The sequence below is a fragment of the Acetomicrobium hydrogeniformans ATCC BAA-1850 genome, assembly GCF_000160455.2.
Lineage (GTDB): Bacteria > Synergistota > Synergistia > Synergistales > Acetomicrobiaceae > Acetomicrobium > Acetomicrobium thermoterrenum.
This window is the reverse complement of the sequence record NZ_ACJX03000001.1, coordinates 1,587,068-1,599,838: the sequence shown is the minus strand read 5'-3', so window position 1 is coordinate 1,599,838 and position 12,771 is coordinate 1,587,068. Positions and strand designations below refer to the sequence as shown.

Here is a 12,771-nt window from a genome sequence, read left to right as displayed (position 1 = left end):
CCTTGTCATCCTCAAATCTTACTTCATTTTACAACAAAAGGTCGAGGGCGTGTCTCAGCGGACGAAATTGGTAAAGGTATGTTTCTGCCTAGCCCTTTCCAGAGCCATAAGAATGCTGTCCCGCATCTTTTCGAGGGATGGGCCTTTTGCGGGAAGATCCGGCTGGCCTAAAATTTTCTCCGGTCCGACGCAAAGAGACGGAACCCCATCTATATCCACGACTTTGACCTCATAGGGTTCCAGTTCAAGCTTTAATGATCTGTCGAGCCTGTCTTTTATTTCCTCCAGCAGGCTCAATGACTTTGGACTCTTTTCCAACTCCAAAATTTCGACATCGTCTATTCTCAACATATATAACTCCGGGCCTTCTTCTATCATTACGTTCAACAAACCCAAAACTACCTTGCGATTTAGGGTGAATCCCTTTGATTTGATCGCTTGCTTTAAATAGGATATCCTGTCCTTCAGCTTCGGATGGCTCTGATATATTCCGGGGTCGAAATAAGGCCTTTTGAGTTCTTCCTCGGCAAGACGCTCAAGCAATGTGATCATCGCCGACGGGTGATAACCTGCCTTGATCAAAAGCTCTAATCCAAGCATATCGGCCTCTTCCTCCAGATCTCTGCTGTAGGAATTCATTATCGCCACTTGAGCAACGTTAGTCAGCAGAAGTGCTGCTGCCTGCCCTCCTGTAGCAACTATGATCCCGAGGCTCAATAGAGAGAGCTTCTGATTTCTGGCAACTTGAATCATCACATGTCTTTTCTCGGTATGGGCAAGCTCATGGGCCATGACTCCCGCTATTTCGGCATCGCTTTCGGCCAATTCGATCATACCCGTGGTGAAATAAATTATTCCGCCCGGAAGCGAAAAAGCATTGGAAACGTCATCTTTTATCGCCCTGATCTCATAGGGCAAGTCACGTTCTAAATGGGGCTTAAAGTTAGCAAATATCATGTTTAGCCTTGCAGTTACAGAAGGATCGGTTACCCTTTCCCAGTTTTTTTCGACTTCCTCTGCTACTTTACGACCTAAGGAAATTTCTTTGGAGTTATCGTTTGAAGCGCTTTCCTGAGCCCATACATCAGCAGGAACGATCATTACCAATATGAGACATAAAACTGAGATAAGTTTTTTCAGACTCTGATCACTTCCCGACTAAAAACAATTAGGTTTATTTGGTATAAGCCTTAAAGGCACGCATCCCGTCGTTTAATTTTAACAAATTTGACCTCAATTTCTCCAAATGGGCTTCAAGTTCCTTCTGAACTTCCGTCTCCTTCCGCAATGTCTCGGCAGCTTTTTCCCTGATCTCTATAACGGCTCCTATAACCTCCTGGTAACCTTTTTCGCCCAACTTCGACGACAAGATATCCCAAAACTCTACCGTTTCTCTTGAAGACTTAACGCCCATTGCAGATGCCAGCTCTTCCCACCTCTCCAACAATATCTCCTGGCGGGATATAATTTCTTGTTTTCTTCTCAGGACATCCATAAGGGCTGAGGCGTTTCCTTCGCGAGCGTATTTCATCTCCTCTTCCACCAGGGCCAGCAAATTTTCGTAAAGCCCCTTCTCTTTTTTTGCCAAATCCAGTATATCGTCAACGTTAACCTGCAAAATCAAGACCCCCTTGCGGTCTGACTTCGCCACGACGCGCTTCGCCTTGGGCGAGGCTTTCTACGCGGCTTTTTTCCATAGCCTCCTGCCAAAGGGCACGCAATTCCTCGAGCATAGACCTTACGCTGTCCATGATGTTGGGGTCCTTTTCCACGTTAGCTTTAACCAGTTGTTCATACATAAATTCATAGAGACTCATCAATGCCGTCGCCCATTCTCCCGCACTCACATCGAGTGCGCTCATAAGTTCCCTTATGACCGCCTGTGCCCTCTGCAACTCCCTGTTTGCAACTTCGTTATTTCCATCTCTGAGCGCCTCTTTAGCAACTTTAATCGCACCTATGCCTATATCATAAGTAATTAGAAGCAGTTGTTCTCTGCTGGCAGTTTGAATCTGGTTTACCCTATAAGTTATTTGCGCTTCGTTCCCGCTCGGCAACATTCTCCAGCACCCCCTATAGATTGTAATCGGCCATTTTGCCTATTAAAATTAATACTGCCTTCTAAGGTCTTGGGGGTAAGAGGTGTTTTTCTATGAGATCCGCAATTTTGCAACAATAATCCCACAGCTGCCGAGCAACCCTTTTGTATTCACCTATTTCGCGACCGTAAGGGTCCTCAACTTCATAGGATCTGATTTTGTCCTCGTATAATCTCATGTAATATGTAGAATATGGGTCAGTCGCCGACAGGTATTCTTTTACTGCATTATCGACATCCCTTGAGACAAAAGACCCTATGAAATAAATTTTATTTTTATATTGGCCGTACTTAGACGCAAGCCATTGAAGATGCCTCAAAGTCAAGGCAATTACATAATCATGATCGGCCATGAGGGAAAGGTCTACGGGCTTTGAGCGGTGGCTCCCGATGTCGATACCGAAATCTTCCATAAGAGCTCTCTTTGCGTTCTCGCTCGCAGAATTGCCCGGCATGGCCATAAGGCCTGCCGACGACACCTGCCACCCCTCTATACCTCTCATATCTAAGGCCTTTTTCATCAAGGCCTCCGCCATGGGACTTCTGCAGGTGTTGCCGGAACATACGAATAATATTTTAGGCATGGCTCACTCGCTCATTAAGTGCTCAATAATATCTGCTCTGTTCACGACCCCGACCAAAATGCCTTCTTTAACGACGGGAGCACGTTTTAAGTTTTTCTTTATCATGATCAAGGCTGCATGAAAATCGCTGTCATTCGTACTAAGGCACACGACTTCCTTAGTCATATGCCTTCCAACCGAATCCATGCTGGCTCTTTTCATTCTTACCTTGAATTGTCCCATGTCAGGAACGTAAGAGGGATCTTCCAGCAAGTCGATATAACCTGGCAAAGCAGCCCTAACTATATCCTTTTCGCTTAAAAAACCGACCACGCGTCCCTCGGCATCTACAATAGGAAGTCCTGGAATTCTGTGCCTTGACAAGACCTCTATCGCTTCCATTAATGTAGCGTCCTCTCCAAGCGACGTCAAATCCCTATCCATAAGATCGCCAACCAACATGAGAAACACCTCTTTAATCGAGCTTTTCGACCAATATCTTTGGCATCAGCGACTCCACCATATCTCTGCCTCGAATTCCCTTTTTGACGTGAAGGGTATCCTCTAGACTGCATGCCTGGGCAAAACGAATTGCTTTTTCTACATCCATGTTTTCCAAAAGGGCCACCATTAATCCCGCCATAAGGGCATCGCCTATCGCAAGAAGGGACACCATCTGCTCCTTCTCTTCCCTCTCTATGTCTACCAAATAGATTCCCTCGGGCGTATAAAAAATATTGCCTACGGCTCGATAGGTTGTAACTGACCACTCCACGCCACTGTCGTGTATTTTGGATACCAATTCAAGCACATCGTCAAGGTCGCCCATAGGGTAGCCGAGGGTGGAAAACAAAAATCGGTGATCGAATTTAACGACCCTAGGCACACCCTCTAAAGCAGCAGTCAAGGCCGGACCGAAAGCATCCACAAATACAGGTACCTTCGCTTCCTTGCAACGCAGGATCAGGTCCTTGTAAGCATCCTGAGGAACTCCGGGAGGGAGGGATCCTCCCAAATAAACCAAACGGGCACGACTAAGTATGCGGTCGAAATTTTTCATGAATCTATGCAATGCCTCGTCAGAGATATAAGGTCCTGCCTCTGCCACACCTGTCTCGATATGTCCAACTTCATCGACGATATACACGTCCGTTCTGGATTCGCCTATTACGTTTACGAAGTTTGTGGTCAGTTTCAAGCGCCTCAATGTATCCCTTATATATTCTCCAGAAAAGCCGGCCAGAAACCCCATCGCTGCGCTTTCGTATCCCAACTGCTGCAATATTATTGATACATTTATACCCTTTCCTCCGGCTGACCTGTCCACCTCGGAAGCCCTGAACCATCTTCCGGGTCTGAAATCGGGAACGACGTATTGAATATCTACAGCAGGATTCATGGTAACGGTGACGATTGTTTTGTCCAAAACCTCTCCCCCTTCTTCAATAAAATTAAAAATAAAGGGCCCACCTGCAAAGATAGGCCCGGCACATTAGGGTAGAGAAGCTAAAGCAACCCCTCTATCGCTTGAGCGTCATTTATCGCTTTAGATTTAACCAAAGAGCCCTTGTTTAATACTACGACCTGCGGCAGGTCGACTATGCCAAGTTTTTCGCACATCCTTTTATTTTTATAACCGTCTATGAGCAAAACTTTTTTGGCGTATTTTTTCTCAACTTCATTGGCCAGCTTTATCTGCTCCTGATCTATGCTTGAATAAAACAGAGAGACAACCCTTTCAGGCTCAAACAATACTTTCTGCAGGTGAAGCTGCTCTGAAATGTAGGAATATGCAGCCATTGCTGCTGTGGCCCCGTCACCTGCAGCTGTTACTACCTGCCTGAGGAACTTATCGCGAACGTCGCCGGCGGCAAATATTCCCTCCACGGAGGTCTCCAGCATTTCATTGGTTACGATCCATCCGCCGTCCTTGGTCTCTACCAGGCCTTTCACAAAATCGCTGTTCGGATTCATCCCAACGAAGACGAATACACCGGCAACCGGCAGTTCGCTCGTCTCCCCCGTCTTGACATTTTTCAATACGATGCCCTCGACCATATCCGTTCCCTTTATTTTTTCTACGACCGAGTTCCATACAGGCTCTATTTTCGGGTTAGCCATGGCCTTTTCTACGACGGCTCTATCGGCACGGAAGGAATCACGACGATGTATTATGTACACCTTAGAGGCAAATCGGGTCAGATAGTCTGCCTCTTCTACGGCAGTATTGCCTCCTCCGACCACTGCGATAACCTGATCCTCGAAAAAGGCACCATCGCATACGGCACAGTAGCTGACACCTCTTCCGGTGAATTCCGCCTCGCCGGGACACCCGAGCTTTCTGAAGCTGGCGCCTGTGGCTATTATAACTGCTTCGGCCTCTATATCCCCCTTGTCGGTTGCGACGACTTTTTTGCCGGCCTCTATGGATACTTTCTTGACTTCGGCCTCCCTGAATTCGGGAGAGAATTTCTCCGCATGCTCCCTGAAAGCCCTGGCCAGCTCTTCTCCGCTTATCATGGGTATCCCCGGCCAATTCTCTATCTCGGCAGTAATTGTGATCTGACCTCCTGCCATTCCCTTTTCAAGGACTAACACGTCAAGCCCTGCCCTTCTGCCGTATATGGCAGCAGTAAGTCCGGCGGGCCCCCCGCCAACGATCACCAATTCGCGCTTCTCCACGACAACACCTCCCTAATTTATCCAATCTGCGCTAAAAAGATTTTTTACCGCTAAGCCTCCAGGCTATAACGCAGACCCCTCCGCTTAATTTCTTCATCTCACAGAGGCTAAAGCGGTCCGGCGCCAAAGACAGGATCTCCTTCTCCTTCCAACCGCCGGTTTCTACGATAAGCCAGCCCCCTTCTTTCAACCACAAAGACGCCTTTTCAAAAAGAAAACGGTACCACAACGTCCCGTCATTGCCTCCATCGAGGGCCGAAATCGGCTCGAAACATTTAACTTCAGACATTAAAGTGTCAACGAGATTCGTCGGTATGTAAGGGGGATTGCTCACTACGGCATCGACACCCGATTTTGCGAATTGAGCCGGCAATTTCCCGCTCTCATGCCACAAGATCAATCGGTCGAACAAGTCGTATTTGTCGACGTTTTTCCATGCCCAATACAGTGCCTTTGGGTTTACGTCCAACGCTATCCCTCTAAACTTTGGGTTTTCAAGCAACAGCGAAATCACGATACATCCGCTTCCTGTTCCCCAGTCGACTACAATCCCTTCATCCACCAACGAAAGGACGATCTCGACCAACGATTCCGTTTCTGGCCTGGGCACCAAAACGCCCTCGCCGACATAAAAATTTCTGCCGTAAAATTGAGCTTCGTTAAATATATAAGCCAAAGGCTCCTTATTGCATCTTCTTTCCAAGAGAGCATTTAAATATTGCAATTCGTAGTCGAATATTGGCCGTTCTTTATGGGCTATCAACCACGATCTATCGCAGCCCAACACCTTACATAATAGCAAATCGCTCTCTATCGACGGCCCGGAAATACCCGCTTGTTTTAATCTGTCAATCACATACTCCCTTGCTTGAGAGAGAATCAACAGGTCCTACGCTCCCAAGAGCTTTAATTTTTCCATTTGGTCGGCCGTGGCCAGCGCGTATAACAACTCATCCAAATCGCCATCCAAAATTTCGTCCAGGTTGTAAAGAGTCAAACCAATCCTGTGATCGGTGACGCGATTTTGCGGAAAGTTATAGGTGCGAATCCTTTCGGAACGGTCACCGCTGCCTATTTGACCCCTGCGCTCCGATGCCATTTCCTCCTGCTGTCGGCGAATCTCCACGTCGTATAATTTTGCCCTCAACAGTTGCATCGCCTTGGCCCTGTTCTTAAGCTGCGATCTTTCGTCCTGGCAGGTAACTACGATGCCCGTAGGGATATGGGTTATCCTTACGGCCGAATCGGTCATGTTCACATATTGCCCACCTGCTCCGCTGGCTCTGAAGGTATCTATCTTAAGGTCATCCGGACGAATCTCCACGTCGACCTCATCGGGCTCGGGCAATACAGCAACAGTGGCAGTGGAAGTGTGTATACGCCCACTTGCTTCCGTAACGGGGACGCGTTGGACGCGATGGACTCCGCTTTCATACTTCAATACGCTATACGCACCTTGCCCTTCGACCCTGAAGACAATTTCTTTATAGCCGCCAATGCCAGTCTCGTTGGCCGTCAAAAGTTCTACTTTCCACCCCTTTCGTTCGGCATAACGTACATACATCCTGTAAAGATCGGCTGCAAAAAGGGCTGCCTCCTCGCCTCCGGCACCGGCTCTTATCTCCACAATCACGCTTCTTTCGTCGTTCGGATCCTTGGGCAAGAGAAGAAGGGCCAGCTCCTTTTCGAGCTCTTCTACGGTATCTTTGAGCTGATTTGCCTCTTCTCTGGCGAGCTCTCTCAGGTCTTCGTCATCCTCTTCGGTCAAGGCGAGCGCCTCTTCCAACCTCTTTTGAGCTTGTCTGTACTCCCTGTATTTTTCCACGACCTTTGACATTTCAGAATGTTCCTTCGCCAGGCGCTGTAACATTGCCGGATTGGAGATGACATCGGGATCGCTTAACTTCGTCTCCAACTCTTGGTATTTCCGTTCCAAATCATCCAATTTTTCGTTCAAATTATCCACCTATATCATCACCTCCCCTTGAAGGGAAGAGCCTCTCTTAATTTAGCAATTCTTCCATACTGCCATATGGTTCTCCGCAGGGATTGACCTCCTCGCACTTGCCCTTTGTAATGCAACTCGGACCGGCGATGTCGAATATCCCCCCTGCGACCCCTCTGACCTCTGTCAACATCAACTTCGCAAGCCTGCGTATCTCCCATTGAGCTCTCTTACACAGCCTGAGACTGAAGAAATGATGCAATTCCCTGGCGTTCATAGTGACAACTATCCTCGTCTCCCAAGCATTGGGCAGGAGATACCGCGCATCCTCCAGAGGAATACCCGACTCTACCAAGGATTTGTAGGCTTCATGGGCATAGCGAATAGCTTCTTTGAAAATCGATAGTGCCCGAGCATCAACTTTCACGGAATCCGGAAGGATATACCTTGCTTCATCCATCGAGACATATCTTTGACTTTGCTGACTGTAACTTGCTATGCGATGACGCACTAGCTGATGCGAGCAAGCCCTGCTGATGCCGTCGACGGCAAAGGTAAAAGAGGCATGTTCAAGCGGTGAAAGATGACCAGAATTTATCAACTTCCTGATAAAAAGACCGCTCTGCCTCTTTCCCTCTCTAAATTCAACCACTAAATCTTCGGCCGTGGACGGACTGTAACAAAGTCTCGCTGCTGCAGCGACAACATCGTCGGGCGTGGGCGTGAAGGTAAGCAGTTTAACCCTTACGCTACTCTCCATCGTTCGACTGTACGTAATCCGTTCCTGCATATTTCTTGCGGAACTTTTCGAGCTGTCCTGCTTCTGTCACCAGAAAGCCCCTCTTTCCGGTGTAAAAGGGGTGACAATTGCTGCAAACCGATACGCGGATTTCCGATTTAGTGGACCTCGTCTCAAAGGTATTGCCGCAGGCACAACTTACTTTGCAAACATCGTATTTTGGATGTATATCCTTTTTCATCTAAAATCCCTCCATTTTCTACATTCATAATTATAGAGCAAAGAGCAATTTACCACACTCAACAAGGACCTGCAAGCCTTCTCTTTGTTCAAATGTGCATGACGCCCAAACCGCACCTGTCGTGGTGAGCGGCAGCATGATAGGCACTGTCACCAATTATAGCAACTCCTATCCATTTTTTGCTTCGAACAATGGCCAATTTTGCGCCAACGCTCGCTTCCAACAGGCAAATCGGCAAAAAACTGTTTATTGCTTCCATTGAGGCGTGCATCAGAGCGTGCATTTCGCTACCCGTCTTCTTGACCACATTGCCGTTTAGCGCCGCCCCTACCAGGGAACGCGTCAATTTGCCGGATATGTTACCGACTAAACCTCCTACCTCAGTAGCCACAGCTCTCCAGCCGAGCCTTTTGATCTGCTCCTTGAGATATTCTTCCTCGTTTTTATTAGTAGTGGCAGCTAGCAAAACCGCAACCCTTCCAACCTGGCTCTCCTGACGGATATCGTAGGACACCTCGAGAGTGCCCAATATTTCTTCGTCCTCTCCCAGTTCTTCGACAGCCTCCGCAAACCTTTCGCTCTCTTCTCTTTTCTCCAACATCGAACCATCGCTCCTTCGCATCACTTTTATCATGTTAAATCAAGCAAATGAGTCTTGAAATATTCCGGCTTATCGTTTATATTTTAAAATAACATAGAGTTTTGTGCATTAGGTGGCAATAAGATTTATCAATAACAATGAGGAGGGGATTAAATGAGAATAAGAAAAGTTTTATTAATGGCTTTGGTTGTAGGTCTCGTTTTTTCGGTAGGCACGGCTCAGGCCAAGACCTTTGTTTCCATCGCCACGGGCGGCACGGGAGGGACCTATTACCCGATAGGCGGAGGCATTGCCGACGTAGTGAGCCGTTATGCGGAAGACATCCAGGCCACGGCAGAAACCGGAAATGCCGCAGTTGCCAACCTTAACCTGCTTGGAACCCACAGCATCGAGTTTGCCTTCGTACAAAACGATACGGCCTGGTGGGCTGCTAGGGGCGAAATAATGTTTAAAAATGCCTTTCCCAATATCAGGGCGATAGCAACCCTCTATCCGGAAACCAATCACCTGGTTGTGATGAAAAAGGCCAACATAAAAAGCATTTACGACCTGAAGGGCAAGAGAGTCTCCGTGGGAGCCCCTGGTTCGGGAACTGAAGCGGACATGCGCTGCCTTCTGGATATCGCAGGAATCAAATACGATGACATGAAAGTGGATTTTCTCGATTTCAACAACACCGTTGACCGCATGAAGGACGGTCAGCTCGATGCCGGTTTCGTCGTCGGAGGCTATCCTGTGGCTGCCATAATGGACCTTGCTACCACCCACGATGTCGATCTCGTGAGTTTCGACGATGATTTCTTAGCCAAGCTGCAGGAAAAATATCCGTTTTACATTAAAGACACCATTCCTGCCGGCACCTATAAGGGGATAGATCGCGACGTTCAAACTCCTGCGGTCATGGCCATGCTGGCTGTCGATGCCGACGTTCCCGAAGAAGTTGTATATCAATTCACCAAAGCGCTTTGGGAGCATATCGATGATGTACAGCGCGTTCACGCCAAGGCCCAGCTAATAACCCTTGAGACCGCATTCGACGGATTATCGGTTCCTCTCCACGACGGAGCTATTCGCTACTACAAGGAAATAGGACTAAAGATACCTGAGGTAAAATAAGGATACTCAAATCGTCATAAACATAACGGGGAAGCCTCCGCTTCCCCGTTATGTTTATTTTGCACTTAAAACAACCCCGTTATGTTCCCTTCTTCGTCTATGTCTATGAACTCTGCGGCAGGCTTTTTAGGAAGGCCCGGCATGGTCATTATGTTACCGCATATGACAACGACGAAGCCGGCTCCCGCTGACAGCCTCACTTCTCTTGCCGATAGCTTGTATCCTTTAGGCCTTCCAAGCTTTTGAGGGTCGTCGGATATGGATAGCTGGGTCTTCGCCATGCAGACGGGAAGACCGCCGAAGCCCTTTTCCTCCAGGTTTTTTATGGTCTTTAAAGCCTGAGGGGAGTATTCCACGTCGTCTGCTCCGTAAACTTTGGTCGCTATGGTCCTTATCTTTTCCGTAAGGGGAAGGTCTAACTCGTAGAGGGGTTTGTAGCTTTTTTCCTCTTTCGTAGCCTCAAGCACCTTCTTTGCCAGATCTATGCCTCCCTCTCCTCCCTTCTCCCACACCTCGGAAAGGGCTATACTGGCGCCTCTTTCCTCCGTAGCCTCCATGACCATCTCTATCTCCCCATCGGTGTCGGAGGCGAACTTGTTTAATGCCACCACTACGGGAATGCCGAAGTTGGAGAGTATGTCGAGGTGGGCTTTGAGGTTTTCAAGGCCCTGGGATAGCGCCTCAAGGTTTTCCTTGGAGAGGTCTTCCTTTTTCACCCCTCCGTGGTGCTTTAAGGCCCTGACGGTGGTGACCAACACGACTGCCGAAGGGGAGAGGCCCGCAAACCTGCAGACTATGTCGAAGAACTTCTCCGCTCCCAGGTCGGAGGCAAAGCCCGCTTCGACTACGGCGTAATCCCTTAGCTTCAAGGCCATCTTCGTGGCTATTATGGAGTTCGTGCCGTGTGCTATGTTGGCAAAAGGTCCTCCGTGGACGAAGGCGGGCACGTGTTCTATGGTCTGGACCAGGTTTGGATTTATGGCCTCCTTAAGGAGGGCTGCCATTGCGCCATGAGCCTTCAAGTCTCCTGCCCTTATCATATTACCGCTTTCGTCGTAACCTACGACCACCTTGGAGAGGCGCTCCTTTAGGTCGGCTAAGTCCTTGGAAAGGCACAATATGGCCATCACCTCGGAGGCCACGGTGATGTCAAATCCCGATTCCCTGGGAAATCCGTTCGCCCTCCCTCCAAGGCCTATGACCACGTTCCTCAAGGCCCTCTCGTTCATGTCCATGGCCCTCCTCCAGGTTATCTCCCTGGGGTCTATCTTAAGGGGGTTTCCCTGGTGCAGGTGGTTGTCCAGCAGGGCTGCAAGCAGGTTGTGGGCCGTCTCCACGGCGTGTATGTCTCCCGTGAAGTGGAGGTTTATCTCCTCCATGGGAAGTACCTGGGAGTAGCCTCCTCCCGCAGCTCCCCCCTTAACGCCAAAGCAGGGACCAAGCGAGGGTTCTCTAAGGCATAGCATGGCCTTTTTGCCTAGCTTCACCAAAGCTTGAGTAAGCCCCACCGTAGTGGTGGTCTTTCCCTCCCCCGCAGGGGTGGGGGTGGTTGCGGTGACAAGTATGAGCTTGCCGTCGGGCCTTTCCTTTAAATCCTTCATGTAGTTTACGTCCACCTTGGCCTTGTAGTGGCCGTAGGGGAGTAAATACCTTTCGGGTATTCCTAAGTCTTGTGCTATATCCCTTATGGGTTTTAGCTTTGATCGTTGGGCTATTTCGATATCGGATAACATGGGATCTCCTCCTGTTCAAGAAATGTTATAAAAAATTATAATAGGCCCTTCGACATCCTGGGCAAGTACTCGATATCGCTTATCTCGTACAACTTCTTGCTCCGATGTATTGCCTCCACGTACCTTACGGTACCGCTTTTAGATCTCATTACGAGGGAGTGGGTCGTTATCGTGGCGCCCCTGTAACGGACTCCCTTCAGAAGCTCACCGTCGGTAACGCCCGTAGCTGCGAAGAATACGTTATCGCTTTTTACAAGATCATCAATATTTAACACTCTATCTATATCCATGCCCATTTCAAGGCAACGTTCTCTTTCCTCGCGGTTTCTCGGCCAAAGTTTGCATTGAAAATTACCCCCAATGCATTTAATGGCGCATGCCGATATTACGGCTTCGGGGGAACCCCCAACGCCTAAGAGAAGATCTATGCCGCTATCTTCCTTGCATGTCATCAACGCACCCGCAACGTCCCCGTCGGGTATTAATTTTATCCTGGCGCCTAAAGACCTTATCTCCTGAATCAAGCTCTCGTGACGAGGCCTGTCAAGCACTACTACCGTAACGTCTTCTACGGCCTTGTGTTTCGCCTTCGCTACGCGCCGGATGTTCTCCGATGGAGACAACTCAATATCAATGACTTCTGCCGCCTCAGGACCGGTAGCTATCTTATTCATGTAAAATATGTGCTTCGGACTGTAGAGGCTTCCGCTTTCAGCTACGGCGACTACACTTACGGCATTTGGCCTTCCCAGCGCCGTAAGGGTAGTACCGTCAACGGGATCGACGGCAATATCCACCTCAGGTTCACAACCCAGACCCAACTTTTCGCCGTTAAAAAGCATGGGGGCCTGGTCCTTTTCTCCCTCGCCAATGACCACAACTCCATCCATTGAAACGGTGTTCAACATATACCTCATGGCATTGACGGCCGCATTATCCACGGCGTTTTTGTCGCCACGTCCCATCCAACGCCCTGCAGCCATGGCTGCAGCTTCCGTTGCCCTTACCAACTCTAAAGCCATATTCCTGTCGGGGACGCCCAAGATGCACACC

15 protein-coding genes are annotated in these 12,771 nt (G+C 48.8%); 1 reads left to right on the top strand and 14 read right to left on the bottom strand.

Features of this window, described 5'->3' with window-relative positions:
- Positions 1-54 precede the first annotated feature (54 nt).
- The 12 genes from HMPREF1705_RS07985 to HMPREF1705_RS07930 form a co-directional block, all read right to left on the bottom strand.
- Complete coding sequence (locus HMPREF1705_RS07985) at positions 55-1,101, bottom strand: M48 family metalloprotease (protein WP_057941028.1); 1,047 nt, start codon at positions 1,099-1,101, stop codon at positions 55-57.
- 73 nt (positions 1,102-1,174) lie between these two features.
- Positions 1,175-1,618: a flagellar biosynthesis protein FlgN gene (locus HMPREF1705_RS07980; RefSeq protein ID WP_057940888.1), complete on the bottom strand. Its 444-nt coding sequence runs from the start codon at positions 1,616-1,618 to the stop codon at positions 1,175-1,177.
- The gene (fliS, locus tag HMPREF1705_RS07975) at positions 1,608-2,060 is read right to left on the bottom strand and encodes a flagellar export chaperone FliS (protein ID WP_057940887.1); all 453 of its coding nucleotides are present in this window, start codon (positions 2,058-2,060) and stop codon (positions 1,608-1,610) included. The genes HMPREF1705_RS07980 and fliS overlap by 11 nt, the downstream gene beginning before the upstream one ends.
- Before the next feature lie 61 nt (positions 2,061-2,121).
- Positions 2,122-2,682 (bottom strand): arsenate reductase/protein-tyrosine-phosphatase family protein, encoded by a 561-nt coding sequence (locus HMPREF1705_RS07970; protein ID WP_071804909.1) that lies wholly within the window; start codon positions 2,680-2,682, stop codon positions 2,122-2,124.
- A 3-nt stretch (positions 2,683-2,685) separates the two neighbouring features.
- On the bottom strand, positions 2,686-3,123 hold the full coding sequence (locus tag HMPREF1705_RS07965) for a CBS domain-containing protein (RefSeq protein ID WP_009201314.1): 438 nt from the start codon (positions 3,121-3,123) through the stop codon (positions 2,686-2,688).
- Positions 3,124-3,136: 13 nt separating this feature from the next.
- Positions 3,137-4,087, bottom strand: a complete 951-nt coding sequence (locus HMPREF1705_RS07960) for a 1-phosphofructokinase family hexose kinase (protein WP_262349451.1) — start codon at positions 4,085-4,087, stop codon at positions 3,137-3,139.
- 80 nt (positions 4,088-4,167) lie between these two features.
- Positions 4,168-5,343, bottom strand: a complete 1,176-nt coding sequence (gene trxB, locus HMPREF1705_RS07955; protein WP_057940886.1) for a thioredoxin-disulfide reductase — start codon at positions 5,341-5,343, stop codon at positions 4,168-4,170.
- A 31-nt stretch (positions 5,344-5,374) separates the two neighbouring features.
- On the bottom strand, positions 5,375-6,226 hold the full coding sequence (prmC, locus tag HMPREF1705_RS07950; RefSeq protein WP_057940885.1) for a peptide chain release factor N(5)-glutamine methyltransferase: 852 nt from the start codon (positions 6,224-6,226) through the stop codon (positions 5,375-5,377).
- 6 nt (positions 6,227-6,232) lie between these two features.
- On the bottom strand, positions 6,233-7,309 hold the full coding sequence (gene prfA / locus HMPREF1705_RS07945; protein ID WP_057940884.1) for a peptide chain release factor 1: 1,077 nt from the start codon (positions 7,307-7,309) through the stop codon (positions 6,233-6,235).
- 37 nt (positions 7,310-7,346) lie between these two features.
- Positions 7,347-8,048, bottom strand: a complete 702-nt coding sequence (gene thyX / locus HMPREF1705_RS07940; RefSeq protein ID WP_234945352.1) for an FAD-dependent thymidylate synthase — start codon at positions 8,046-8,048, stop codon at positions 7,347-7,349.
- Positions 8,038-8,268 carry a 50S ribosomal protein L31 gene (gene rpmE / locus HMPREF1705_RS07935; RefSeq protein ID WP_057940882.1) on the bottom strand — a complete coding sequence of 77 codons (231 nt, stop codon included), beginning with the start codon at positions 8,266-8,268 and terminating at the stop codon, positions 8,038-8,040. The genes thyX and rpmE overlap by 11 nt, the downstream gene beginning before the upstream one ends.
- An 88-nt stretch (positions 8,269-8,356) precedes the next feature.
- On the bottom strand, positions 8,357-8,869 hold the full coding sequence (locus HMPREF1705_RS07930) for a HutP family protein (protein WP_040348097.1): 513 nt from the start codon (positions 8,867-8,869) through the stop codon (positions 8,357-8,359).
- A gap of 153 nt (positions 8,870-9,022) precedes the next feature.
- Between HMPREF1705_RS07930 and HMPREF1705_RS07925 the strand changes: the two genes are divergently transcribed.
- Positions 9,023-9,985, top strand: a complete 963-nt coding sequence (locus HMPREF1705_RS07925; RefSeq protein WP_057940881.1) for a TAXI family TRAP transporter solute-binding subunit — start codon at positions 9,023-9,025, stop codon at positions 9,983-9,985.
- 65 nt (positions 9,986-10,050) lie between these two features.
- On the opposite strand, the gene HMPREF1705_RS07920 is transcribed toward HMPREF1705_RS07925, so the two are convergent.
- Both HMPREF1705_RS07920 and glpX read right to left on the bottom strand, forming a co-directional pair.
- Positions 10,051-11,718, bottom strand: a complete 1,668-nt coding sequence (locus tag HMPREF1705_RS07920) for a formate--tetrahydrofolate ligase (protein WP_057940880.1) — start codon at positions 11,716-11,718, stop codon at positions 10,051-10,053.
- Positions 11,719-11,753: 35 nt separating this feature from the next.
- A complete protein-coding gene (gene glpX / locus HMPREF1705_RS07915) occupies positions 11,754-12,761 on the bottom strand; it encodes a class II fructose-bisphosphatase (protein WP_111089596.1) in 1,008 nt (335 codons plus the stop codon).
- Positions 12,762-12,771 lie beyond the last annotated feature (10 nt).